23 protein-coding genes are annotated in these 25,507 nt (G+C 60.1%); 11 read left to right on the plus strand and 12 right to left on the minus strand.

Features of this window, described 5'->3' with window-relative positions:
* Positions 1–78: 78 nt before the first annotated feature.
* Complete coding sequence (locus QMG79_RS06145; RefSeq protein WP_283537697.1) at positions 79–870, plus strand: GntR family transcriptional regulator; 792 nt, start codon at positions 79–81, stop codon at positions 868–870.
* Positions 871–984: 114 nt separating this feature from the next.
* Here the strand turns inward: QMG79_RS06145 and qcrB are convergent, their stop codons facing one another.
* The 4 genes from qcrB to ctaE form a co-directional block, all read right to left on the minus strand.
* The gene (gene qcrB / locus QMG79_RS06150) at positions 985–2,664 is read right to left on the minus strand and encodes a cytochrome bc1 complex cytochrome b subunit (RefSeq protein WP_283537698.1); all 1,680 of its coding nucleotides are present in this window, start codon (positions 2,662–2,664) and stop codon (positions 985–987) included.
* A complete protein-coding gene (qcrA, locus tag QMG79_RS06155) occupies positions 2,639–3,712 on the minus strand; it encodes a cytochrome bc1 complex Rieske iron-sulfur subunit (RefSeq protein WP_283537699.1) in 1,074 nt (357 codons plus the stop codon). The genes qcrB and qcrA overlap by 26 nt, the downstream gene beginning before the upstream one ends.
* 100 nt (positions 3,713–3,812) lie before the next feature.
* Positions 3,813–4,604, minus strand: coding sequence for a cytochrome bc1 complex diheme cytochrome c subunit (qcrC, locus tag QMG79_RS06160; protein WP_283537700.1), 792 nt, complete (start codon positions 4,602–4,604; stop codon positions 3,813–3,815).
* An 88-nt stretch (positions 4,605–4,692) separates the two neighbouring features.
* Positions 4,693–5,331 (minus strand): aa3-type cytochrome oxidase subunit III, encoded by a 639-nt coding sequence (gene ctaE, locus QMG79_RS06165; protein WP_283537701.1) that lies wholly within the window; start codon positions 5,329–5,331, stop codon positions 4,693–4,695.
* 148 nt (positions 5,332–5,479) lie between these two features.
* Here ctaE and trpD point away from each other — a divergent pair, with 148 nt between their 5' ends.
* Complete coding sequence (gene trpD / locus QMG79_RS06170) at positions 5,480–6,538, plus strand: anthranilate phosphoribosyltransferase (RefSeq protein ID WP_283537702.1); 1,059 nt, start codon at positions 5,480–5,482, stop codon at positions 6,536–6,538.
* 90 nt (positions 6,539–6,628) lie between these two features.
* On the opposite strand, the gene QMG79_RS06175 is transcribed toward trpD, so the two are convergent.
* The 4 genes from QMG79_RS06175 to aceA all read right to left on the minus strand — a co-directional run bounded on the left by QMG79_RS06175 (position 6,629) and on the right by aceA (position 10,585).
* Positions 6,629–6,904: an Lrp/AsnC family transcriptional regulator gene (locus QMG79_RS06175; RefSeq protein ID WP_283537703.1), complete on the minus strand. Its 276-nt coding sequence runs from the start codon at positions 6,902–6,904 to the stop codon at positions 6,629–6,631.
* 78 nt (positions 6,905–6,982) lie between these two features.
* A complete protein-coding gene (locus tag QMG79_RS06180) occupies positions 6,983–7,426 on the minus strand; it encodes a DUF3054 domain-containing protein (RefSeq protein WP_283537704.1) in 444 nt (147 codons plus the stop codon).
* Positions 7,427–7,519: 93 nt separating this feature from the next.
* Positions 7,520–9,157, minus strand: coding sequence for a malate synthase A (gene aceB / locus QMG79_RS06185; protein WP_283537705.1), 1,638 nt, complete (start codon positions 9,155–9,157; stop codon positions 7,520–7,522).
* A 114-nt stretch (positions 9,158–9,271) separates the two neighbouring features.
* Entirely contained in the window at positions 9,272–10,585 is a 1,314-nt protein-coding gene (gene aceA / locus QMG79_RS06190; RefSeq protein ID WP_283537706.1) for an isocitrate lyase, read from the minus strand.
* 165 nt (positions 10,586–10,750) lie between these two features.
* Between aceA and QMG79_RS06195 the strand changes: the two genes are divergently transcribed.
* Together QMG79_RS06195 and QMG79_RS06200 are read left to right on the plus strand one after the other, a co-directional pair.
* Positions 10,751–12,235, plus strand: a complete 1,485-nt coding sequence (locus QMG79_RS06195; protein WP_283537707.1) for a helix-turn-helix domain-containing protein — start codon at positions 10,751–10,753, stop codon at positions 12,233–12,235.
* A gap of 162 nt (positions 12,236–12,397) precedes the next feature.
* A complete protein-coding gene (locus QMG79_RS06200; RefSeq protein WP_283537708.1) occupies positions 12,398–13,462 on the plus strand; it encodes an FUSC family protein in 1,065 nt (354 codons plus the stop codon).
* Positions 13,463–13,853: 391 nt separating this feature from the next.
* Here the strand turns inward: QMG79_RS06200 and QMG79_RS06205 are convergent, their stop codons facing one another.
* On the minus strand, positions 13,854–14,150 hold the full coding sequence (locus tag QMG79_RS06205) for a hypothetical protein (protein WP_283537709.1): 297 nt from the start codon (positions 14,148–14,150) through the stop codon (positions 13,854–13,856).
* 534 nt (positions 14,151–14,684) lie between these two features.
* On the opposite strand from QMG79_RS06205, the gene QMG79_RS06210 reads away from it, so the two are divergent.
* Complete coding sequence (locus QMG79_RS06210; protein WP_283537710.1) at positions 14,685–14,843, plus strand: hypothetical protein; 159 nt, start codon at positions 14,685–14,687, stop codon at positions 14,841–14,843.
* 6 nt (positions 14,844–14,849) lie between these two features.
* Here the strand turns inward: QMG79_RS06210 and QMG79_RS06215 are convergent, their stop codons facing one another.
* Positions 14,850–17,243 carry an ATP-binding cassette domain-containing protein gene (locus QMG79_RS06215; protein ID WP_283537711.1) on the minus strand — a complete coding sequence of 798 codons (2,394 nt, stop codon included), beginning with the start codon at positions 17,241–17,243 and terminating at the stop codon, positions 14,850–14,852.
* A 93-nt stretch (positions 17,244–17,336) separates the two neighbouring features.
* Here QMG79_RS06215 and QMG79_RS06220 point away from each other — a divergent pair, with 93 nt between their 5' ends.
* From QMG79_RS06220 to QMG79_RS06230, 3 genes are read left to right on the plus strand one after another with little or no spacing between them, the layout of a single operon-like run.
* On the plus strand, positions 17,337–18,485 hold the full coding sequence (locus tag QMG79_RS06220) for a type III polyketide synthase (protein ID WP_283537712.1): 1,149 nt from the start codon (positions 17,337–17,339) through the stop codon (positions 18,483–18,485).
* Entirely contained in the window at positions 18,478–19,260 is a 783-nt protein-coding gene (locus QMG79_RS06225) for a class I SAM-dependent methyltransferase (protein WP_283537713.1), read from the plus strand. The genes QMG79_RS06220 and QMG79_RS06225 overlap by 8 nt, the downstream gene beginning before the upstream one ends.
* Positions 19,211–20,386, plus strand: a complete 1,176-nt coding sequence (locus tag QMG79_RS06230; protein WP_283537714.1) for an FAD-dependent oxidoreductase — start codon at positions 19,211–19,213, stop codon at positions 20,384–20,386. The genes QMG79_RS06225 and QMG79_RS06230 overlap by 50 nt, the downstream gene beginning before the upstream one ends.
* Before the next feature lie 26 nt (positions 20,387–20,412).
* On the opposite strand, the gene QMG79_RS06235 is transcribed toward QMG79_RS06230, so the two are convergent.
* Positions 20,413–20,874, minus strand: a complete 462-nt coding sequence (locus QMG79_RS06235) for a nuclear transport factor 2 family protein (protein ID WP_283537715.1) — start codon at positions 20,872–20,874, stop codon at positions 20,413–20,415.
* Between the two features lie 50 nt (positions 20,875–20,924).
* On the opposite strand from QMG79_RS06235, the gene QMG79_RS06240 reads away from it, so the two are divergent.
* Positions 20,925–21,617 (plus strand): peptide deformylase, encoded by a 693-nt coding sequence (locus tag QMG79_RS06240; RefSeq protein ID WP_283537716.1) that lies wholly within the window; start codon positions 20,925–20,927, stop codon positions 21,615–21,617.
* Between the two features lie 68 nt (positions 21,618–21,685).
* Here QMG79_RS06240 and QMG79_RS06245 read toward each other — a convergent pair whose 3' ends face one another.
* Positions 21,686–23,758, minus strand: a complete 2,073-nt coding sequence (locus QMG79_RS06245) for a S9 family peptidase (protein ID WP_283537717.1) — start codon at positions 23,756–23,758, stop codon at positions 21,686–21,688.
* Positions 23,759–23,917: 159 nt separating this feature from the next.
* Here QMG79_RS06245 and QMG79_RS06250 point away from each other — a divergent pair, with 159 nt between their 5' ends.
* Entirely contained in the window at positions 23,918–24,850 is a 933-nt protein-coding gene (locus QMG79_RS06250) for a putative RNA methyltransferase (RefSeq protein ID WP_283537718.1), read from the plus strand.
* A gap of 152 nt (positions 24,851–25,002) precedes the next feature.
* Entirely contained in the window at positions 25,003–25,479 is a 477-nt protein-coding gene (locus tag QMG79_RS06255; protein WP_283537719.1) for an NfeD family protein, read from the plus strand.
* The last annotated feature ends 28 nt before the right edge of the window (positions 25,480–25,507 follow it).

Here is a 25,507-nt window from a genome sequence, read left to right on the forward strand (position 1 = left end):
CCGGGGGAGCGGTGCAGCCGAGGACAAAGTGCCCACCGTAAACTGGGACTGTGACAACCAGGACAGCAGGCCGAGACCATGCCCTCTGACGCACACCAGATTCCGGGTGAGATTGACCGCAGCGGGGGTACGGCCATCCACGTGCAGCTCCGTGAAATTCTTCGCAGATATATAACAGCATCGAACATGCCCGGCGCAGCACTGCCATCGGAACGAATATTGGCCGAGCGGTTCGGCCTCGCGAGAATGACTGTCCGGCAGGCAATTGATGCCCTGGTAGGAGAGGAAATCCTCGAACGCGTTGTGGGGCTTGGCACGTTTGTCCGCAAGCCAAAACTCGACCTCCAAGTGAAGCTGACGTCATACAGCGAGGAGATGCAGCGCCGTGGGATGGTCCCCGCTGCCAAAGTCCTGAGCTTTGAACAAATCGCCGCCAGTGCCTTCCTGGCGCGTGAACTGCAGCTTGAGGAGGGAACGCCACTGGTGCGTTTCCGACGCCTCCTGCTTGCCGATGGGGAACCGATGAGCGTGGATGAGAACTTCATCCCTGCACACCGTGTACCCGGCCTCCTGGATGGTGAGCCGCCTACATCCCTCTATAACGTCTTGCGAGACAATTATGGATTGGTCATGGAATGGGGCGAGGACATGATCGAGGCTACGGCTGCTTCTCCATCAACTGCCCGGCTGCTCAATGTCGAGGTGGGTATGCCGCTGCTCAAAATCCAGCGACATGCCTTTGTTTCGCGCACCATGGCAGACTATTCCGTGTCGTACTACAGGGCGGACAGGTACAAACTATGGGTACCCCTGCAGCGCCCTGGCGGTCGTCCCGGACGTCAACCTGGTGCCACCTATCGCGGAGTGTGAGTCACCTGCGACTGGGCTACATGCCAGGGTATCGCCGGAGCTCACGGCGCAAGAGATATAAGTATGGCCCCGGTTCAAGGAACCGGGGCCATACTCATTTTTCACCTACGTGGATCAGCGGCTGATGCTCTTGTTATCGGCGGAAGAATCAATCGCCTCATGGTCGCCGTGGTGACCATGAGCCGCCTCCAGCTCAGAGGGAGTAGCAGGAGCCACCCGGTCTTCAAAGAACCACTTCGAGAGCAGAGCACGACGCTTCTCACTGCCATCCACTACGCCGTTTTCATTGGGCTGGGCGGGCAACGGTTCAGGCGATTCGAAACCAACCAGCTTGTAGCGCTTGTACTCATCCACCGGAGCATGAACTTCAATGAACTCGCCATGGGGAAGGCGGACGATTCGTCCGGTCTCCCGACCGTGAAGGGCAATCTCACGGTCCTTGCGCTGCAACGCCAACGCGATCCGCTTGGTCACGATGAACGCAATGATCGGGCCAATGAAGAAGAGAGCACGAAGCCAGTACAGAACATCATTGAGCGATACATGGAAGTGGGTCGCAATGAGGTCCGATGCGGCAGCAGCCCACATGACGCAGTACCAGACGAACCCGGCCATACCAATGGCGGTACGGGTAGGAGCGTTGCGCGGACGGTCAAGTACGTGGTGTTCGCGCTTGTCCTTGGTGATCCACTGCTCGATCCAGGGGTAAGTGAACATCACCGAGAACAGGATGCCTGCAGGTATAAGTGCCGGCAGCAGAACATTGAGCGAAAGCACGAATCCGAAAATAACGAATTCGAAGTGGAAGTCACCTATGACACCTGGCATGAGGCGCAACGCCCCATCAACGAATCCGATGTACCAGTCAGGCTGCGTACCAGCGGATACCGGGGAGGGATCGTAGGGTCCGTAGTTCCAAATGGGGTTGATGGTGAACAAGCCTGCGATCAAGGCGATCACACCGAACACAATGAAGAAGAAGCCGCCGGCTTTGGCTGCATATACAGGACCCAGCGGGTAACCAACGACGTTGCCGTCATTGCGTCCCGGGCCTGGGTACTGCGTGTGCTTGTGTACTACGACCATAAAGAGGTGGGCGACGATCATCAGGAGGATGAGCGCTGGAACCAACAGGATGTGGAGAACATAGAGACGACCGATAACGGCTGTCCCGGGGAACTCTCCGCCGAAGAGGAAGAACGAGATGAAGGTACCGACAACCGGGATCGACTTGATGACACCGTCAATAATCCGCAGACCGTTACCGGAGAGCAGGTCATCGGGAAGGGAGTAACCGGTAAAACCGGCGGCCATGGCGAGGATCAGCAGTGTGGAGCCAACTACCCAGTTCATCTCGCGCGGCTTGCGGAATGCACCCGTGAAAAACACGCGAAGCATGTGCACGGCTACTGAAGCAACGAAGAGCAGTGCGGCCCAGTGGTGAACCTGCCGCATGAACAGGCCACCACGAATATCGAAGGAGATGTTCAGGGAGGAACTGTACGCAACAGACATTTCAACGTTCTGCAGCGGGATATAGGAACCGGTGTAGTGCGTCTCGGCCATTGACGGGTCGTAGAAGAAAGTCAGGAACGTTCCAGACATCAACAGGATGACGAAGGAGTAGAGCGCTACTTCACCAAACATGAAGGACCAGTGGTCAGGGAAGACTTTCCGGCCAAATTCGCGAAGGATTCCAGATCCGCCAACACGTTCATCGACGAAGTTGGTGATCTGCCCGCCCTTGGTCTTCGCGACGAAAGCGGGTTCAGCTGTTGTTGTTGCTGCGCTCATGCATATCACGCTCCCAGTAACTCGGTCCTACGGGTTCTTTGAAGTCGCTGGTGGCGACCAGGTAACCCTCGTCATCTACCGCAATGGGCAGCTGGGGAAGAGGGCGGCTGGCGGGGCCGAAGATCACTTTGCACTCACGCGTGAGGTCAAAAGTGGACTGGTGGCACGGGCACAGCAGGTGGTGCGTCTGCTGCTCGTAAAGAGCAACCGGGCAACCGACGTGGGTGCAGATTTTCGAGTAGGCAACAATGCCGTTGTAGGCCCAATCCTCACGGCCTGGACTCGGGTTCAGCGAGGCAGGATCAAGACGCATGAGCAGGACAACTGCTTTTGCTTTTTCATTGAGCTTGCCCTCCTCAAGTTCATTGAGGCCTTCGGGGATAACGTGGAAAGCGGACCCAATGGTGACGTCCGAGGCTTTGATGGGAGTGCCATCAGGGTCCCGGGAGAGACGCTTGAGCTTTCCATCTTCTGGTGCCCACATGGTGTGCGCCAGAGCGTTGTCCGGACGGGGGCCCAGGTCACCAAAGATTGCAAGTGCTGGTAGGGGAGCCAGGGCCACTGCACCGAGGAGGGTGTTTCGGATCAGCGGGCGGCGTTTGATACCCGTTTCCTCAACGATCTCGTCAACGATCGCCATGGCGGCAACACGGTCTTCTTCGGTGCGGATCTCATGGCGCAGCTCTGATACTTCGTGATCGGGCATCAGGGCGCGAGCCCAGTGCACGATGCCGATACCAATACCGAGCATGGCGAAGGCTGTGCCCAGCCCGAGAAGGGTGTTCTGGAGCCGGACAGTGGCGTTGCTGGTGTCGCCGCCAAGGTCGATGGCGAAGTAGGAAATGATAAAAACAACTGTTCCTACAACGGAAATTCCAAAGAGCGCAGCCACTTGGCGTTCAGCACGCTTGGCCGCTTTCGGGTCCGTATCGGCCAGGCGTAGACGGTGCGGGGGAAGGCCAGGATCCTGGAACTTGTCCACTTCTCCCTGACCAGCCCTAGCTACGGTGCCCGAGGTGTCCGGACTGCCGTCACTATGGTTGCCCATAATTCGCCTCATCCCTCTCTCGTCCCGGACTGAGCCGGGGTAGTTTCAAATATGAATTCAGCTGACGCAACAGCGGAAAGTGTGTGTACGGAGGTCCTCATTAGGATGTCCGAGAGGTAAGCCAGATGGTGAAGCCAATGATGACTCCGAGTCCCGCAACCCAGATGAAGAGGCCTTCAGCGACTGGGCCAAGGGCTCCCAGTTCTGCGCCACCGGGTGAGCTGGTGGTCTCGATCTGCTTCAGGAACGTGATGATGTCCCGCTTGTCATCGGGGGAGATGTTGGCGTCGTTGAACACAGGCATGTTCTGCGGACCAGTGACCATCGCTTCGTAGATGTGCTTGCTGGAGACGCCATCAAGAGCCGGAGCGAACTTGCCTCGGGTCAGCGCGCCACCTGCTGCTGCCGCGTTGTGGCACATGGCGCAGTTAACGCGGAAGAGTTCTCCACCCTTCGCGGCGTCTCCGCCGCCGTCCAACAGGCTTTCTTCAGGAAGTGCAGGGCCTGCTCCCAGCGAAGCGACATACGCTGACAACTGGTTGGTTTGCTCGTCATTGAACTGGGCTGGCTTCTTGTAGGCCTGCGGTCCGTTCATCTGCATGGGCATGCGGCCGGTGCCAACCTGGAAGTCAACGGCTGCTGCGCCGACACCTACCAGGGATGGGCCGGCGTCTGTTCCGCTGGCTCCCATGCCATGGCACGTGGCGCAGTTGGCGGCGAAGAGCTTTTCGCCTTCCGCAGTGTCACTTGCCGTGAAGTTGTTGGTGGTGGATGCCTGAGCCTGGTTGACGTTGGTGGCCACGGCGTAGAGCCCACCAGTGACCAACAAGCCCAGCAGCAGAAGGGCTACAGCTGCCAGAGGGTGACGTCGCTTTTGCGAGAGTGCCTTCACGTGGTGGTTCCTTTATTCGTTCCTGCAGTGGCTCAAAGGAGCCGTTACTTGAAATTCTGCCTCTTGTAGAAAAAGAATCAAAGTTCGACTACTTGAGGACGTAGATGACCAGGAAAAGCCCGATCCAGACGACGTCCACAAAGTGCCAGTAGTAGGACGTCACGATTGCTGATGTTGCTTCAAAATGGCCGAACTTTTTGGCCGCAAACGAGCGGCCAATAATGAGGAGGAAAGCGATCAGGCCACCAATAACGTGGAGTCCGTGGAAGCCTGTGGTCATGTAGAACGCTGAGCCATAGGCATTTGAGGACAACGACACATGTTCGGAGACCAGGGTTGCGTACTCGTAGGTCTGTCCTGCAACGAAGATCGCTCCCATGACAAACGTCAGGGCAAACCACTCGTTCATTCCCCAGCGGGAGAACTTAAAAAGTCCTCCTGCCCGTCGGGGCTGAAGCCTTTCGGCAGCAAAAACGCCCATCTGGCAGGTAAAGGAACTCGCTACAAGGACAATCGTGTTCGCCAGGGCGAACGGGAACGCCAGTTTGGCGGACTCCTCGGCCCACATCTCACCAGAGGTGGAGCGGAGCGTGAAGTACATGGCAAAAAGACCGGCAAAGAACATCAACTCGCTGGACAGCCAGACTACGGTCCCTACAGAGACCATATTTGGGCGGTTCAGCGTCGGGTGCGCCGGGGTACTTGGGGCATGGGTCGCAGCAGTCACATAGTCATTATGTCTGTAAAAGTCTGTCCTGCCCAATGCAAACCGCGATTCTTGGAGACTTTTTCTACACAGCCGCGAAATCGCGGGGAAAAGTTTCCCGCAGGGTTCACATTCGTCAGGCTGGTCGTCTCGTCGATAGCATCGGGGGGTGACTTCTACTGCATCGGCACCCAGCACGGAAAACTCGTGGTCCCAGTTGATCTCAACATTGATCCAGGGCACCAATCTCTCGTCGGCAAATACGGCCTGGGCCATGCAGACAATCATGGCTGGGGAGGCAACGCCAGCCCAGATTGCCGGTTTCCTGGTGGCACTCCGCAGCAAGGGTGAGACAGTGGAGGAACTGGCTGGCCTCGTGGACACCATGGTGTCCAAGGCAAACCCAATCTCCGTTTCCGGGGAGAAGCTCGACATCGTGGGTACCGGCGGTGATCAACTCAACACTGTCAACATTTCCACGATGTCTGCCCTTGTGGCCGCTGGCGCCGGGGCAAAGGTCGTCAAGCATGGGAATCGCGCTTCATCGTCGTCATCCGGTTCCGCGGACGTCCTTGAGGCGTTGGGAGTCAGGTTGGACCTTCCAATCGATCGGGTTGCATTGAACGCAGAAGAGGCAGGTATTACGTTCTGCTTCGCGCAGGTTTTCCACCCTTCCTTCAGGCATACGGCCGTTCCCCGCCGGGATCTTGCGATTCCTACGGTGTTCAATTTCCTGGGCCCCCTGACAAATCCCGCGCAGGTGCAGGCATCTGCGGTGGGAGTGGCCAATGCCCGTATGGCCCCTCTTGTCGCCGGGGTGCTGGCACGGCGCGGAAGCAGGGGACTTGTGTTCCGCGGGGCCGACGGGCTCGATGAGCTCACTACCACCGGAACCTCCACCGTCTGGGAGATTCGCGACGGAACCGTGTCCAGGTCAGAATTTGATCCAGCGGAGCTTGGGATCAGGCGGGCAAGTATCGAGGAGCTGCGCGGGGGAGATGCGCAGTCCAACGCTGGCGTGGTGCGTGACGTCCTGTCAGGCGTGGCCGGCGCGGCACGGGACGCGGTCCTGCTCAATGCTGCGGCCGGGCTCGTGTCCTTTGAGCTCTCTGCCGAAGGTGACCTGATGAGTCGCATGTCTACTGCGCTGAGGCGGGCTGCTGACGCCGTCGATTCGGGTGCCGCCCAGCGCGCCTTGGACCGGTGGGTCAATCTCAGCCAGCTGTAGGTGCCGCCATGGTTGAAGGGCACTCTTTGCAGGGACGTTCCTGACGCGCGGCCATGAGCCAACGTAAGAAGTCCACGTCAGCAGTCGACGTCAGAAGCCCAGTGAAAAGGCTGCGTCGAGGTCGTGCTGCGAGTAGGCCCTGAACGCAATGTGAGTCGTGGTGTGCACAACAGCCGGTACCTTTGACAGCCGGTCCGCAATGGTATCCGCAAGATCTTCGTGGCGGGTCACCCTGGCCACGGCGATCAGGTCCCATTCGCCCGTAACTGAGTAGACCTCGCTGATGCCCTGAATGGCAGAGATTTCCTCTGCAGTCTCCGGAATACGTGAGGCGTCAGTCTTAATGAGGACAAATGCGGTGATCACGGGCATTCCTTCCGATGGTTCGGACCGATGTCGCCCCGGTGCGGGACAGCAGCAAGCCTAGTACATGGGTCCAGCAGGTCAGGAAAAAGTCTCTGCTGACCTACGGCGCCGGCGCACAAGCGCATGGATGGCCCTGGGTCCCAGGATGAAGAGGCCAAGCACAATCATCGTCACAATGATGAAGGCCAGCGCTACGGATTGCCCCGTGGCCAGACGCAGGAGCATTCCGCCAATCACTGCCGCACCCCAAATTCCCAGTCCGGCGGACCGCAGGGCCCATGGCGAGCGCCATGCCCGCTGTGCCAGCCAGCCAAGGGCCGCTCCGGCAAGGAACGGCCATGCAGTCAGCAGGACTCCCGTCACAACGTCACCGCGGTGATGGGCATCGCGGCCCAGCGCAGCGAATGTCAGGATGAGGACGGTATCCAGAATCGCGGCCGCGATGACGGGGAGGCGGCGCACCCCGCCGTCGAACGCTTCAGTGGCGCGTGCGGAGGGGTTATGGTGGGGGGTCGGACGCATACCCCCCACCATAACGCCAGTAGTCCGCCCGCACGATCCCGAGGATGGGACGGTGCGGGCGGCTCGGGACCTACAGCCGATCGTATTTTGCTGTCAGGCCACCATGTCTTTGACCTTCGGCTCTTCAAGAAAGGTTGCGTAGGCGGGAAGGGTCAGGAACGCTGGGAAAGAATCGGCCAGCGTGACTGTGGCAAAAAGGTGCTTTGCATCGTCAAACCTGTCCTCCTCGAAGCGCTCCAATTTCGAAAATTCGTCCTCAAGCAATTCTTCGACCCAGGTGTGCGTGATGATGTCACCGTTTGCAGTGATGGCCCGCGAGTAGATCCACTGCCACAGTTGTGAACGCGAGATTTCCGCTGTTGCGGCATCCTCCATGAGGTTGTGGATGGTGACAGCACCGTTGCCTCGCAGCCAGGACTCCATATATCGGATCCCCACCTCAATATTGAGGCGGATTCCAGCTTCAGTAATGGAGCCTGTGGTCGCCGAGATATTGAGCAGTGCACTGTCGTTTGGCTCAACATCCGCGCGGAGGACATCGAGTTGATTCGTGCGGGAGCCAAGCACCTCATCAAAGACTTCCATGGCCACGGGGACCAAGTCCGGGTGCGCTACCCACGAGCCGTCAAAGCCATCTGTTGCTTCGCGGCGCTTGTCTGCGCGGACCTTACTGAAAGCAACGGCATTCGCTTCGGTGTCCCTGCGGTTCGGGACAGCCGCTGCCATGCCGCCAATTGCCATGGCGCCGCGCTTGTGGCATGCCCGGATGAGCTGTTCTGTATAGGCGCGCATGAACGGCTGGGTCATTGTTAATTCGCTACGATCGGGAAGCACAAATCGCGGGCCGCGGGTCCGGAAACTCTTGATGATGGAGAACAGGTAGTCCCATCTGCCAGCGTTAAGCCCTGCCGCATGGTCGCGGAGTTCGTAGAGGATTTCCTCCATCTCGAACGATGCAGTGATGGTTTCGATCAGGACTGTTGCCCGAATCGTTCCCTGTGGGATCCCCAGGAGATCCTGGGCCATGACAAAAATTTCGTTCCAGAGACGCGCTTCTTGATGATTCTCGATCTTGGGCAGATAGAAGTACGGGCCCTTGCCCTGGTCAATCAGGCGTTGGGCATTGTGGAAGAAGAAGAGCCCAAAATCAACGATTCCTCCTGCTAGGGGAGTACCACCGATGAGCATGTGCTTTTCCGGCAGATGCCACCCGCGGGGTCGGACCACAATGGTGGGCAGGTCCTCGGCGTTCCGCAGCCGGTATTCCTTCCCCTCGGGCGTGGTGAAATCAATACGGCGTTGGAGGGCATCGATGAGGTTCAGCTGGCCAGAGATGACGTTGGACCACGTCGGGGTAGAGGAGTCCTCCATGTCGGCCAGCCATACCCTGGCACCCGAGTTCAGTGCGTTGATAGCCATTTTCCTGTCCACCGGGCCGGTGATCTCCACACGACGATCCTCCAACCCCGGGGCTGGGGGAGCGACCCGCCACTGTGGATCGCTGCGGATTGCCTCTGTCTCACGCAGGAACCGCGGTTCTTCTCCTGCATCGATTCGCTGTCCACGGCTGACACGGCTGGCCAGAAGTTCCTGGCGACGGACATCAAAGGAATTATGCAGGGCAGCAACGAAAGCGAGCGCCTCGGGAGTGAGGACCTCATCCTGCCGCTCAATGGGGGTGGCAGTCATGCTGATTCCATGGATGGTGAAAGGTTCAGGTGCAGTATTCATATCAATCTCCTGTCAGGGGTAAAGGGACGTTCGACGGCGGCCCATGCCCGGCCCGGGAATGGCTGGCGGTGTGGCGCCTGACACAAGGTCAGGCGCCACACCGCCGTCGGACGGTCAGTGGAACTGGCCTTCTTCGGTGGAGCCCACCAAGGCCAGGGTGGATGCGTTCGGATTGAGGGCTGTGGCGATGGCGTCAAAGTAACCAGTCCCGACTTCGCGCTGGTGCTTGGTTGCCGTGTAGCCGCGGGCTTCCGAGGCGAATTCCTTCTCCTGGAGTTCCACGTAGGCGCTCATGCCATCGCGCGCGTACCCGTGGGCAAGATCGAACATCGAATAGTTCAGTGCGTGGAAGCCAGCCAGGGTGATGAACTGGAAGGTGAACCCCATGGCGCCGAGCTCCCGCTGGAACTTGGCGATCGTGGCGTCGTCAAGGTGTTTGCGCCAGTTGAAGGACGGGGAGCAGTTGTAGGAGAGCATCTGGTCGGGGAAGTCTGCTTTGACGGCTTCCGCGAACGTCCGGGCCAGCTCAAGATCAGGAGTCCCGGTCTCCATCCAGATCAGATCCGAATACGGAGCGTAGGCTTTGGCCCTGGCGATACACGGGTCAATGCCGTTGCGCACCTTGTAGAAGCCTTCCGCCGTGCGTTCACCGGTGATGAATTCCTTGTCCCGCTCGTCGACATCTGAGGTGATGAGGGTAGCTGCCTCAGCGTCGGTGCGGGCAATGACAACGGTTGGGGTGTCCGCGACGTCGGCAGCCAGTCGGGCCGCATTCAGGGTGCGAACGTGTTGCTGGCTGGGAATAAGGACCTTGCCCCCGAGGTGGCCGCACTTTTTTTCCGAGGCGAGCTGATCTTCCCAGTGAACACCTGAGGCCCCAGCCTGGATCATCGACTTCATGAGTTCGTAGGCGTTCAGGGGCCCCCCGAAACCGGCTTCGGCGTCTGCAATGATGGGGACCATCCAGTCCTCAACGCTCTGCACACCCTCCGAAAACTCGATCTGATCAGCACGCAGCAGCGCGTTGTTGATGCGCCGGACCACTGTGGGGACGGAATTGGCCGGATACAGGGACTGATCGGGATACGTGTGGCCGGAGTTGTTGGCGTCTGCCGCGACTTGCCAGCCCGAAAGGTAAATGGCCCGCAGCCCGGCCTTTACCTGCTGCACCGCCTGGTTCCCGGTCAGGGCACCCAGGGCGTTTGTGTACCCGCCGGTTTTTTTCTCTTCCGTGAGCTGCTTCCACAGTTTTTCCGAACCTCGGCGGGCCAGCGTGTGCTCTTCTGCGACGCGGCCACGAAGGCGCACGACGTCGGAAGCTGAGTAGTCCCGCGTCACGCCGTCCCAGCGAGAATTGGCAGCCCACTCGAGTTCCAGCGCTGCAGCCTGCTCTTCTGGTGTCTGTGCAGGCTCAAATGATGAAGTCATTATTCTCTCCTTGGTGGGGCGGGGCCAGTTGTGCTGCGACTTCGCAGGACAACGTCTTAATCCGGTGTGCTGAAAGCTTCCGTAGAAATAATTTTTGTCCACTTCTAGACACTTTCACCAAAATAAATATGGAAAGAAACGCATTTCTTCGCGTATTCTCAAGAAATGAGCCCTACAAGCTGGAATCGCCCCGCCGCAGCCCTGACGCTGCCTGCAACTCCCGAGGTAGACGTCATCAGCCTGGGTCGCCGTGTACGCCACCTGCGCAAAGCAGCCGGCCTTACCCTCGACGATCTGAGTGCCCAGGTGGGGACAGCGCCCAGCCAGCTGAGCCTGATTGAGAACGGCAAGCGGGAGCCAAAGCTGGGTTTGCTGCAGATGTTGGCTGGAGCTCTCGGGCTCAGTATTGACGAACTCCTTGGGGCAGAGCCTCCCACCCGTCGCGCGGCCCTGGAAATTGAGGTGGAAAGGTACCAGCGGAGCGCCATCTATGAGTCTCTGAAGCTGCCTAAGATCCGCGTCAGTTCGCGGCTCCCCATGGACGTCCTGGAGTCCATGGTGGGGTTGCAACACGAACTGGAGCGCACCCTCAATGACCAGGTGGCAACACCCGAGGAAGCGAGGCGCGCGAACAGCAAGCTACGGGCCATGATGAAGGACAGGAACAACTATTTCTCCGAGTACGAGGCGGAGGCCAAGAAGATCCTTACCGGAGTAGGCCATACCTCCGGACCCCTTTCCCAGCACGTCATCGCCGATATCGCATCGCATCTGGGTTTCAGCCTCCAGCACGTGGGCGATCTCCCGCATTCCACGCGGTCGGTGACGGACCTGAAGAACCGGAGAATTTTTCTCGCCCAGAGCCAACGTGCGGATCACGATCCCCGGTCCGTGCTGCTCCAGGCACTGGGGCATTATGTTCTGGGCCACCAGACGCCCAAAAACTATGGGGATTTCCTGATGCAGCGGGTGGCCACCAACTACTTTGCTGCAGCGCTGATGCTGCCGGAGGATGCCACTGTCGATTTTCTGCAGAAGGCAAAACATGCCAAAGAAATCGCAGTCGAGGATATCCGGGATGCTTTTGCGGTGTCCTACGAGACAGCGGCACACCGATTCACCAACCTGGCAACCGAGCACCTGGACATCCGGACGCATTTCCAGAAGACACACGAGAGCGGGATCATCTACAAGGCCTACGAAAACGACGGTGTCACGTTTCCGCAGGATCACACAGGTGCCATTGAAGGCCAACCCTCCTGCAAGTTCTGGACATCCCGGGTGGTCTTCGACGTTGCGGACAAGTTCCGCGCATACAACCAGTACACGGACACGCCAGCAGGGACCTATTGGTGCACAGCCAGGACCGAGCACTCCCCGAATGGTGAATTTTCCGTCTCCGTAGGCGTCCCCTACGCCCAGGTGAAATGGTTCCGTGGAAGGGACACCACCGAACGCTCAACCTCCATGTGCCCCGACGAAAATTGCTGCCGCCGTCCTCCCGCGGCACTCACCTCTGCATGGGCCGGAAATGCGTGGCCTTCTGCAAGAGCCCATTCGCACCTCCTGGCCGCCATGCCGCCAGGTGCCTTTCCTGGCGTGGACGAAACAGAGGTATATAGCTTCCTGCAGGCCCACTCGGACGCCTGAGCCGGCTGAGGCGATCCTGAGCGTTGGGGGAGCGTTGGGGGAGCGGCGCCGTGACTGGGCACTATCCCCGTAGTGACCAGTCACACCCCGAAGTGGTCCCGTAACGTCCTGGTCTTCGCACTAGCATCAGAGGTTGGGAACTGGACGTAGGAGGCAGGTGCAATGCAATCACTGAGGGATCACTTCTACAGCCTCCACCGCATGGCACCCGCCAACCGGGATCCTGCTGCGGCTGCCCGGCTGGCACTGAGTGTGGCTGGGCCAGCACTGGTCCTCCTGGCACTGGGACATCCAGAACTGACAATCTATGCGGTTTTCGGTGCGCTGACAGGGATGTACGGACGTACAGAACCGCACCAACTGCGCATCAGACATCAAGGTCAGGCCGCTGTGCTTCTCATTGGTGGGGTGGCTGTGGGCACCATGCTGTCCGTCCTGGGCCTGCACTCCTGGTGGCTCGTTGGTGTGGAGGCGATCTTCGCGGCGCTGGCTTCCCTCTACTCAGACAACGTAGATCTCAGGCCCAACGGACCTTTTTTTGGGATTCTTGCCCTCGGTGCGTGCGCATCCGTTCCACTCACTATTCCCTGGACGCTGGCTGTTCTGATCAGCATCACATCAGCCTGTTTTGCCATCGTTGTGGGCTTTGGCGGCTGGTTGCGCAAACGATCCTGGCAGCCCCGGATGGTGCGAACGAGACCGGATCCGAGCCTTTCGGAGCGGCGTGCGTCGTTCGCCCGAGCGCTGAGGTACACACTGTCTATCTCCGCTGCTGGCATGGCGGGCGTCCTGGCTGGCATCGGACACCCGCACTGGGCGATGGCTGCTGCGGCGGTTCCGCTGTCGGCGTCGAACGTTCCGGGGGCCATGCATCGCGGAGTGCATCGCATTGTCGGGACGTTCGTGGGTCTGGTGGTGGTAGCACTTTTGCTTGTCCCGGGACCCCTGCACGTGTTTCCGTCGTCGGATGCCGTCGCCCTAGTGCTGGCAATCATTGTCTTTGCGTTCACCACCGAACTTCTGATGGCCAGGCACTATGGGCTTGCCATGGTGTCCTTCACGCCCGTAATTCTCCTGATGACCCAGCTTGCTTTTCCAGAGCAGCCTGCTGTCCTGATCCGCGACCGCGGAGTGGAAACGCTGATTGGTGCAAGCGTGGGAATGGTTGTGGCGCTGGTCGGAAGACACATCTATCTGCGGCCCCGTCAGCGGGGCACTGGACACTAGCGTGTTCCGCAACAGTTGCCGGCCCTTCATCGACCGCTTGCTGGCTACCGCGTTCGCAACCGTGACGGAGCGCCGCTTGGCAGGCTTCAGCCATGAGAATCCTCGGATAATAGGTGCTCTTCGCTACCGGTGGGCTGGAGGACCGCCGCACACATGGCGAGAATTCTGGACGCTGGCACACGTGAGCGCGCTGACGGCACCGTCAGTCTTCGCGCGATGGCAAGCCCGTGGTGAGTCCGTTTCCGGACCCGGACCCTGGTTTCCAGATCATCGAAGTGAGCCCATGTTTGAGACAATGGACTTGGCAGAGACGCACCCAAAATATTCACGCGCCTTGACGCGTGGAGGAATCACATCGCACATCGACTCGAGGGGCTACGTGCCAGTATCTTCAGATCACCGAGCCAACAAGCCACCGATCAAAATTGTTGGTGCATTGCTGCTCTTTGTCCTGCTCATCGGAGCAGTCCTGGCTGTCATGCCGCAGCTTCACGGAAGCGACGCCGCCCCAGATGGTCCAGTCCCGTCCACCAATAGTTCCCCGACGCCGATCCATCAGATACGCCAGCTCATGCTTGCAAACGCTTGCGTGTGCTTGGAAAGCCTCCTGAGCACCTGCCGCAACGATGCGAATTCCGGCCGTTGCTACACCGCCCGTGGTGGACAGCGCTGCTACCAGATCGCTCACGGTTGCCTCCGTCACCAAGATTGACAAGATCCCTGCGCCCTGTGACGTCTGGTAGTTCCGGATCTAACTTTCCAGACTCGAGCAAAAACCTGGGGGACTCTTCGTCACGTAGGACAGGTGCATGGCTGGGCTTCTGCTGGGGCCCCTGGGGGAAGCCAAGCCAGCGCGACCTCCTGGTACGTCGTGCATCGATAAGATGTCATGCGCCAAGGCGGCCCGCGAACAACCTGGAGACGGCGCCGACCCTTCCAGTTTCCACGGCCCATTGCAGCTGGCACTTCCTGCGAACCTTGCGGACTTGGCACGCCAGCGCGACAAAAAATGTAACCAGTCAAGACGAAGGTCCGAATGGTCAGTCAGATGATGGCGTACAGGGATACGACGGCGACGCCCGCCGCGGATGAACTTGCGTAAAGAATGGAGTCAGCTCAGTCCACAGGATCATCTATTTTCCGCTCGGATGTGTATAAGTTGACATAATGTAGATTATCGGCACAATACTGCGGGATCGGGGAGTAGCCGTGAAAACCATCTTTGGGCAGCAACAAACTGTTCGGTAGAGAAGAATTCCTGGATGTTGCCAGCGCCGACGCCGTCCTTGCGCGTGGCCGGATGGGAACAGCACTGGATATCGGCGGCAACAAGGAACGATCCTGCGCACTACGGCCGAGCATTGAGGGAACTGCGCGCTGACACAACCTAAAGGCCCGGGGAAGATCCGACATAGGTGGCCAGATACTTGCCGGTCAAGGTGCTTGAGCGGGCCACCAGGGCAGCCGGAGTTCCCTCAAAAACTATTGTGCCGCCGTCGCGCCCTGCTCCTGGGCCCAGGTCAATGATCCAGTCCGCGTGCGCCATAACCGCCTGGTGATGTTCGACGACGATCACGGACTTGCCAGAGTCAACCAGCCTATCCAGCAGCCCCAGAAGGTTCTCCACATCAGCCAGGTGCAGCCCGGTGGTGGGTTCATCCAACACGTAGGTACCGCCCTTCTCCCCCAGATGTGTTGCCAGTTTGAGCCGTTGGCGTTCACCGCCTGACAGGGTGGTGAGCGGCTGGCCCAGGCTCAGGTACCCCAGACCAACGTCCACCAGCCGTTCCAGGACGGCGAGCGCAGCGGGAATACGGGACTCCCCCGTGCTGAAGAACTCCTTGGCCTCGCCAGCAGGCATGGCCAGCACCTCGCTGATGTTGCGTCCATTGAGGTGGTACTCCAAGACTGCCGCCTGGAAGCGTTTTCCTTCGCAGACCTCACAGGTGGTGGCCGTTCCTGCCATCATGGCCAGGTCGCTGTACGTTACGCCAGCACCCTTGCAGTTGGGGCATGCACCCTCGGAATTTGAACTGAAGAGGGCGGGCTTGACGCCGTTGAACTTACCAAAAGCTTTCCTGATCGAATCCAGCATTCCGGTATAGGTGGCCGGATTACTCCGGCGTGAACCACGGATTGAACCCTGGTCAATCGAGACAACGCCGGCGCCCGGCACCACTGACCCATGCACCAGGGAACTCTTTCCCGACCCTGCAACACCTGTGATCACCACAAGGACGCCCAACGGAATATCGACGTCGACGTCCTGGAGATTGTTGCTGGTGGCACCGCGTATCTTGAGGGCACCTGCGGGCTGGCGCACGGCAGTCTTCAGGACAGCTCGGTCATCCAGGTGGTGTCCGGTCAACGTTCCACTGGCCTGTAGTCCCTCAACCGTTCCCGCAAAGCAGACCTCTCCCCCGGCTGTTCCAGCCCCGGGCCCCAAATCGATGACATGATCGGCAATGGCGATCATCTCAGGCTTGTGTTCGACCACCAGCACAGTGTTGCCGTTGTCTCGCAACCTCAGCAGCAGGGCGTTCATGCGCTGGATGTCATGCGGATGCAGGCCGATGCTGGGCTCATCAAAGACGTAGGTCACGTCCGTCAACGACGATCCAAGGTGCCTGATGAGCTTGGTCCGCTGCGCTTCTCCCCCCGAGAGCGTCCCGGCAGAACGGTCCAGCGAAAGATAGCCCAGCCCAATTTCCACAAACGACGTGAACGTAGTGCTTAGCGCTTGCAGAAGCGGCTGCACGGTGGGCTCGTCAAGGCTCTTTACCCAGGCCGCAAGATCGCTGATCTGCATAGCGCAGGCGTCGGCGATGCTGACCCCGTTGATCCGCGAGGATCGAGCTGCCGCACTCAGCCTCGTTCCCCCGCATTCAGGACAGGTGGCAAACGTTATGGCACGTTCCACGAAAGCCCTGATGTGTGGCTGCAGGGAATCAACATCCTTAGAGAGGAACGATTTCTGGATTTTTGGAATGAGGCCCTCATAGGTGAGGTTGATGTTGTCGACCTTGATCTTGGTCGGTTCCCTGTACAGAAGATCCTGCAGCTCCTTCGTGGTGAACGCGGAGATTGCCTTGTCCGGATCGAAAAACCCGCAGCCACTGAAAATCCTGCCGTACCATCCCTCCATGCTGTACCCGGGAATGGTCAGGGCACCCTCACTGAGTGACTTGTTGGCATCGTAGAGCGCGGTGAGGTCGATATCGCTGATGGCGCCCATGCCCTCACAGCGCTGACACATGCCGCCCGTGATGGAGAAACTCCTGCGCTCCTTGACGGTGGTTCCACCACGTTCCATGGTCACGGCACCCGCACCGCTGATGGAAGCCACATTAAAGGAATATGCCTGCTGGGAACCGATGTGCGGCTCCCCCAGACGGCTGAATAGGATCCGCAGCATCGCGTTGGCATCCGTTGCAGTACCCACCGTGGAGCGTACGTTGGCGCCCATCCGTTCCTGGTCCACAATGATGGCTGTGGTCAGCCCGCTGAGGACGTCGACGTCGGGACGCGCCTGTGAGGGCATGAAGCCCTGGAGGAAGGCACTGTAGGTCTCATTGATCATCCGTTGGGATTCGGCAGCAATGGTGGCGAAAACCAGGGAACTTTTTCCCGATCCGGACACGCCCGTAAACACAGTCAGCCTTCGCTTGGGAATATCAAGGCTGATGTCCTTGAGGTTGTTCTCCCGGGCACCCTGGACCCGAATAAGGTCATGGCTGTCGGCGAGGTGAGTGCCCGTGGAATGCCGCGTGGGAGTCGCCATCTAGATCGTTTCTCCATCTCAGGGTCACCACTTTGGGTTCAATGCCATTGACGGACCATTGTCAGCAGCATGCCGGTGTCCAACAATGAAAGCATGACAGCCTACGTGTGCGCCCTCGAAACAGTAGTTCCCTCCACACTTCTTGTTCAGGACCAGGCAAAGGATGTGTTTGCAGCCCAGCCCGGACTGACAAGGCTGGGAAGCCGCCTTGTGGCAACGTGTTTTGACTCTGCAGCCATTGAGACCAGATATACGGCTGTCCGCGAATTGAACCTGGAGCACACCACCGATGATCCACAGTTTTTTGATCCGTCATCCGGACTACTTCTGAACCCCAGTACCAAGGTCCGCAACGAGATCTTTGCCCGCGAGGCCACTCCCCTCTTCATTGAGGCGGCCCGGGCCGCCGTCAACAACTGCGGGGGAATCGAAGCTGCCGACATCACACACCTGATTACCGTCTCCTGTACCGGCTTCTTCAACCCTGGGCCGGACTACCGTATTGTGCGGGCCCTGGGGCTCGACCCTGCCGTGCAGCGATACCATCTTGGTTTCATGGGCTGTTATGCCGCGTTCCCGGCGCTACGCGAAGCAGCCCAATTCTGCAATGCGGATTCTGACGCCGTCGTGCTGGTTGTGTGCGCGGAGCTATGTTCCCTCCACGTGCGGACGTCCAATAATCCCGACACCATTATGGGTTCGGCGCTGTTTGCGGACGGAGCCGCAGCCGCTATCGTGACGGCCAGGCCCCCTGCGAGTGCGGGGCCCCTGTTACGCCTTGATCACTTCGAGACGGTCCTCACGCCCGTGGGTGAGGAATCCATGGCGTGGAATATTGGCGACCACGGATTCGAAATGGTGTTGGGCAACTACGTTCCACATATCATCGACCAGCACATTACCGGCGCCCTCGAACCAATTTTCGCCCTCCCGCAACTCGCCGGGTCCACCTACACGGACGTCACGCACTGGGCAATCCACCCGGGTGGTCGCAGCATCCTGGACAAGGTCCAGTCCCGGCTCTCGCTCACTGAGACCCAGTTGGTCCCCGCTCGGGAAACCCTGCGCAATTACGGCAACATGTCCAGCGCCACGGTGTTGTTTGTCCTCAAGCACATCCTGCAGGAAGCCGGCACCGAGGATGAATCCGTGTGTTCCATGGCGTTTGGACCCGGGCTGACAGTCGAAACAGGACTCTTCACCAAAATGGCTCGCGGTACCTCGGCCGCATTCCATGCCTGATCTGGGACACCGGGCCGTCGATGCCCGCGAGTTGATGGATGACCCGGACTGCGACCCGGTACGGCTCGCCGCGACCTACAGACAGTTTCGTCTGGTCAACCGGGCAGTAGCAGGGTGGCGCACAACCTACTGCCAGCTGATCAGGCCGTTGCTGAGCCACGTCACGCCGTCTACCCTGCTGGATCTGGGGTGTGGCGGTGGTGACCTCTCACGGGCGCTGGCAGCCTGGGCGGCCCGCGACGGCGTCATCCTCCAGGTCCTGGGAATTGACCCCGACGAGCGTGCTTTTCGGTTTGCCACAGATGGGGTTGGCGCAGGTGGGGTTGGCGCAGAACCTTTACACCAGCCTGTCGCGTTCAGGCAGGCCTCAAGTGCAGACCTGGTTGCTGAGGGCCAGACCTTCGACTTTGTTGTCTCAAACCACGTCCTGCACCATCTCAGCGCACCCGATCTCCGGACGTTCCTGGCGGATTCGCTCTTGCTCGCAGACAAGCTCAGTATCCACAACGACCTCCGCCGGAATGCTCTGGCCTACGCACTGTTTGCCGTTGCCGCTGCCCCATTGCGAGGATCGTTCATCCGCCACGATGGGCTGATATCCATCCGACGCAGTTACACCCCGGCCGAGCTGAGCGCCACCGTTCCTTCGGGATGGCGGGTAGAACGCCACAGGCCATTCCACCAACTCCTCCTCCGGGACGCACCCGAACGCAATGGCCTGCAGGATGGCCCACCAACAGAAATTCGGCAGCGGAGCGAGCCCCACCATGATTGACGTTGCGGTTGTAGGTGGTGGCCCGGTGGGGCTGTTCCTTGCAGGGCTCCTCCTCAAGGCCGGCGCCACCGTCCGGGTTTATGAACAGCGCCTTAGTCGAAGCTCGTGGTCGCGTGCAATCGGCGTCCACCCACCATCTCTGAGTGCGCTAGCAGAGCTGGACCTTGCCGAACCGTTGACTGCCGCTGGCATCAGGGTCCGGCGTGGCGTGGCTTTCAGCGGCAACCGCCAACTCGCGAGCCTCGATTTCGGTGCACTTGACCACCCATATCCCTATATTCTTGCGGTCCCGCAGACAGCCACCGAACAGCTACTGATGTCAAAAACGCACGCGTTCGACGACGCCGCCCTCCAGGATGGCGTCCAGGTCACCGGCGTTGCCCTGGGTGAGCGCAGTGCAACGCTCTCGCTGGAGGCGTCGGGTTGTGCACATACCGCCAGGGCACGATGGGTGGTGTTTGCCGACGGTGCAGCTTCACACTCCAGCAACAGGCCGGGGATGCACTCTCGGCACAAAACCTACGCGAAGCATTTTGTCATGGGCGATTTTGCCGATGACGATGCCCTGGGCCAGGATGCGCTCCTCTACCTTGAACGGGCAGGCATTGTGGAGTCTTTTCCCCTTCCAAAAAAACAGCGCCGGTGGGTGATCCGGGTTCCACTGCCGCAGGCAGCGCCGTCATCGGACGTGATCGCCAAGCTCGTGTCCCACCGCACTGGCCTGCGCTTGGACCCGCAAACCTGCACCATGACGAGTGGGTTTACCCCGCACCGCGCCTTCGTTTCCACCATGGCGAGCGGCTGCGCACTTGTGATTGGCGATGCTGCCCATGAAATCAGCCCCATCGGTGGGCAGGGAATGAACCTCGGCTGGCTGGACGGGGCGCACCTGGCACCCCTGCTCCTGAAATCACTGACCGGGAGGGACATCGCAGCAGACCTTGCTGGGTTCAGCACCGAGCGGCTGCTCGCGGCGCGGCGGGCGGCACTTCAGGCGGAGCTCAATATGACACTGGGGGCGCCGTTCCCGGGCCCCGTCCTGTCCGCACGGAACCTTGGCATCCGGCTTGTTGGCAAAACTCCGGCAGCGGCGACCCGGATTGCCCGTCGCTTTTCCATGCTCTAAGGCTGCGCCCGGATGTGGCGCTGGGTCTAGTCAGGAATGAGGTAGCAGTCAAAGCTGGACTGGTGCAAAAGCTGGCCACGGTGCACCTCGAAGATTGAACATGTACTGGCCGTGATGGTGTCCCCGATCTCCCAGTGCGGCAGGGGCATCAGTACTGTCGCGTTCCACTCGGCTTCGACAACAACCGTGTTCCCCTGCGCCACGGTCCTTCGAATATCAAAATGCTGGCCAGAGACAATCAACTTCCCCTGGTCTGCTCCGGAGAGGACCTGCTCGATACTGCGCCGCGAACCCCTGGGAGCGAGGGCATGAGGCGCCTCCGTCAGTTCAAAGCCCGGGGCAAGGAAAGGCCGCAGTTCGGCACTGCCACCACCCGCTTCGAGGACTCTGATGAAATCCAGGACCAGGTCCTTCGCGGAGGATGTCACCGCAGCCGAGGCTGGCACGGCGACGGGACCGGGAATGAACGGCTCGGATTCGGTAGGCATGACTGTGATCCTAGTCGATGTGAACCGAGCAGCGAGGTTAGGATATGCCGATGAGCAACGGCCTTCCTGACCAGCGTCCCGTGCCAGAGCAGAGTCCCGGAGCAATCCGGGAACTCGTCATGTCCCTGCTCGCGGCACCGGGCCTGCCCGCCATAGTCCAGGCCGGGCACCCAGCCCTCCGGCAACCGTCCGCCATCGTTGACTCCCAGCTCAGTGCTGGGGAACTTGAACACCTGGTGGACCTCATGCGGGACGTTATGCATGATGCACCAGGGGTGGGACTGGCCGCTCCGCAACTGGGAATCCCACTCCAGCTGGCAGTGCTGGAAGACCTCTATCCGGTGTCGGCGGAGATCTCAGGTACCCGAAACCGCCACCCCCTCGAATTCCGCACCCTGATCAACCCAAGCTATGTCGCTGTCGGTTCAGCGACAGCCTCGTTTTTCGAAGGGTGCCTTTCGCTGGATGGCCTGCAGGCTGTCGTCCAGCGTGCAGGCAAGGTAGAACTCACGTCCACGGATCTCACGGGCGCGGTCACCCGGGAGACCTTTGAAGGCTGGCAGGCCAGAATCGTCCAGCACGAGGTCGACCATCTGGCCGGGATCCTCTACGTTGACCGAGCCGAGCTGCGCTCGCTATGTTCGAACACCGAATATGGTCGATGGGCAGAACCGGGTATCGAGGGTGCCCGGCAGGAACTTGGTTTCCTGCCGGACCCTCACTGGGCACCGGGGCGCCACTGACGCCACCGCTTTACGACGGCGTGCCCAGCAACGGGGACCTGCTCCGCCCGCAAGAGCACGACCTTCCGTCAGCTGGATATCGGCGCCTCGCTGTCTCCGACGGGAAGCCAAGTGTTCCACCAGCGAAGAATCTCCATAAACCGCTGGCGGCGGTGAACAGGTGTTCCAGTCCTCGACAGCTCGTGATCTTCGCCCGGAAAAACGAGCAGGCTGGTGGGCGTTCCCTGCATCTTGAGAGCCGTGAAGTAGCGCTGCCCCTGTTCGATAGGGCACCGAAGATCATTTTCGCTGTGAATCACAAGGGTGGGAGTTTCGACGTGTTCGACGGCGGCCATGGGACTCTGAGCGGCCACCTGGGACGGGTTGCTTCCCACATATTCCGGTCCGAAGAACCAGCCAATGTCCGCTGACCCGGTGAAACTGACCGGATCCAGGAATCCCCGCTCCACAATGGCCCCTTTGAAGCGGTGATCGTGGGCAATGACCCAGGCGGTGAGATAACCTCCGTAGGACCCACCCTGGATTCCTAGCCGATCAGCATCGAGCCCCGGAACCTGCTCCAATGCACCATCGAGAAACCCCAGGACATCGTCCTTGTCCAGTGTTCCCAGCTTTTCCTTGATGGCCCTTCCGTGCTCTTGCCCGTAGCCTGCCGACCCTCTGGGGTTGCACATGAGCACCGCATACCCGGCAGCTGCATAGACTTGCGCCTCATCAAAAAACCCCACGGAATACTGCGAGAAGGGGCCGCCGTGGATGGTCAGCAGGACCGGGTGTGGGCCACTTCCTGCGGGTTTGACCACCCAACCGTGGACCTCATAGCCATCCTGGCCTGTAACAGTAAGTTCGAGCGGTTCAATGACGTCCGTCGCCGTCCGCAGATCCGCAGAGAAATCCGTGAGTTGGCGAAGACCGCCGTCGTCCTCAACCACCCACACGTCCCCGGCGGTTAAGGGATCAGTAGCTACCACAATAAGTGCTCCGCCTCCCGAGCTGGCGCCCGTTACTACGCGGTTACCCTGCACCAGAAGCCTGCTCCCGCCCGAGGCCTGGACCTGGAGGAGCTCAACCGTTCCCTGCGCACTGTTGAGCACCAGAACTCCGTCAGGTCCATGACGTTCCAGCTGGGCGCCGGATGCCGAAACATCCATCACCTCGACGTCGGTCACTACCGTTGCCTCTCCCCCGCCGGCAGGCATGGTGTAGAGAGCAGTATTGCGAGCGACGAAGTCGATTCCAGTGGTCCCGAGATTGTGCGACGTGAAGAAGAGCCACTTCCCGTTACTCGATTCACGCACGCTACCCACGGTGCTGGGCTGATGGTTCGTGGGGCGGATCAGCAGCGGTTCGTTCTCTCCGTTCAGGGGTAGCGGATCCAGTGAAAGTGAGTAGATATCCCGGACCAGATCCGTGTCTCGTCCGGCATGCAGGGCTGCCACAAAAAGCACAGCTGTCCCGTCGCTCGTGAAAGACGCGTCGGTGTGGTCCACAGGCTGCGACGTGAGCTGAACGGCGGCGGGAACGTGGGACGATTCGCTGCGGTTCGTCTTCGTGCCGGCACCGAAGGAGTGGGTCACCCGCGCTCTGCCCCTCCTGGGTGGCCGCGGTTCCGCCCCCAGATCCGGGACTTCCAGGAGGAATAGCTGCGCGGATTTATCGTGCGTGTATCCCGCACCGTTGCCGCGGTAGTTCAGGTCCGTAATGAGGCGGGCATCTTCACGTCCGGGCGGGACATCATCCACGGTTCCATAGCGCCCATCGTCCGGCTCGGGCGACGAGAAGACCATCCGATAGGAGTCGGGAGCCCACGCGAAGCCGGTGACCCCCAGCAGCCGGTCAGTGACTGCCTGCGGTTCACCGCCGGCTGCCTGCACAAGATAAAGCTGGTGCGGCCCATCGACGCTGGCCCGCAGGAAGGCTAAGACCTGCCCATCCGGGGAGAACGACGGCGCTGTGTCTCGGAACCCGCGGGTGATCCGTCGCGGAAGCGCACCCGGAGCCGTGGGTACGCTCCAGAGCTGACCGACGTAGGCGTCGGCGTCAAAGTCAGGGCGGGTCACGGATACGACACAGCGGGTGCCGTCTGGATGGACGGTTGGCTGGCCAACCGACTTCAGCAAGGAAAGGTTTTCTGGCTTCATCCACGTGAGCCTAGCGGCAACCGGCACGCTGCACAGAAAACGCGCACAGTTGAAGGAACGCGCTCAAACGTGCGTAGAAGGTTGAAGGCAGCCGGCTCCTATCTACCGCCAGCCCGGGCGGCTTCCAGGCTCTTAGTGATCCGGCCTAGGATGGACTCCATGCCATTCCCGGAAGTGCTGCTCTGTCCCGTCTGCCGTCTGGACCTGCACCATATCCAGGCGATCGGCCAGCAGCGAGCTCTCCGATGCACGCAAGGGCACTCTTTTGATGCGGCACGGCAGGGTTACTTCAACCTCCTTGCCGGAAAAGGTACTGCCTTCGCTTCGGACACAGCCGAGATGGTCGAAGCACGGGTGCGCTTCCTCTCCACCGGCCACTACCGTGAACTGGCCGCGGGGATCGCCCACGCTGTGGAGCATGCCCTGGACGTGCCAGCACCAGTCCTTCTGGACTCCGGCACGGGCACCGGGTACTACCTCAGGGAGGTCCTGGACAGGCAGGTGGCTCATGGCGTTGCACCGGCAGCTGTTGGCATGGACATCTCCAAGTTTGCCCTGCGTCGTGCTGGCAGGCTTAATCCTGAAGCGCTCAACATTTCCGCCGACATCTGGGATCCATTGCCGCTGCGGGACTCATCGGTCCATGCGGTGATGGTTGTTTTTGCCCCACGCAATCCTGCAGAGTTTGCCCGTGTGCTGACTCCTGGGGGTGTCCTGGTGGTTGCTACTCCCCGGCAGGGTCACCTTGCGGAACTCGCCACGCTCACTGGAATGCTGGGGATCGAAAGCGACAAGGACGACCGCCTCTTCAGCCGGCTACAACCGTATTTCCGCCGGGGAAAAACCACTGATGTCACGATCCCCCTGTTGTTGTCGGCCAGCCAGGCAGCCGACCTGGCGTTCATGGGCCCGGCAGGTCACCACATGGAGCGGAATGTCATCCACCAACGAATCCTCAGTTCCCTGGACGGCCCTGACGCGCCGCATTCGCAGGGAGCTGCCAGCGCCGGTAATCACCCGTTCATCGGCACACCAGAAATGGAAACCGAGGGACGCTTCAACATCAGCACCTTCTATCCGCTGCATCCCTGAAACGAGGGCCCAGCACGCCGTGGGCAAGATAACGACTTGACTACGTTGAATAGCGGACCGGTCCACAACGGACCCAGCGTAGGAAGCGCGACTACACTTGAGTGACAGCGCTCAGGGCCTGTCACCTCAGGCCCCAGAACAAAGGGGACAGTATGTTTGACTGGCTTGGCCAAAACTGGTGGGCAGTGTGGCTCATCCTCTTCCTCGTGTTTGCCGTAATCGAGATGCTCACTCTGGACCTGTTTTTCATCATGCTGGGGGCAGGAGCCCTTGCCGGCCTCGTTGCCGATTTTGCCGGCGCCGAGCTATGGCTACAGATCATCGCCTTCTGCGTCATGTCCCTCCTGATGATCGGGCTCGTCCGGCCGCAGGCGTTGAGGCACCTTAAAAAAGGGCCAGCCGAGCAGCGCTCCAACGTTGACCGCCTCATTGGCGAGTCAGCAGTAGTCATGGAACCGGTCACTGAACGCGGCGGCCTAGTAAAAATCGGTGGCGATATCTGGAGCGCACGCTCTGCAGGTGTCCAGCTTGAGGCCGGGGCGCAGGTCATCGTCGCGGCCATAGAAGGCGCAACCGCCGTCGTGGCACAGCACAACGCCGCAGAGCCCAGCAGCGTAAAGCCCATCTGAGGCACCCGTCAGCGGGATTTTTTCACAC

This window comes from Pseudarthrobacter sp. PS3-L1, from assembly GCF_030063285.1.
GTDB lineage: Bacteria > Actinomycetota > Actinomycetes > Actinomycetales > Micrococcaceae > Arthrobacter.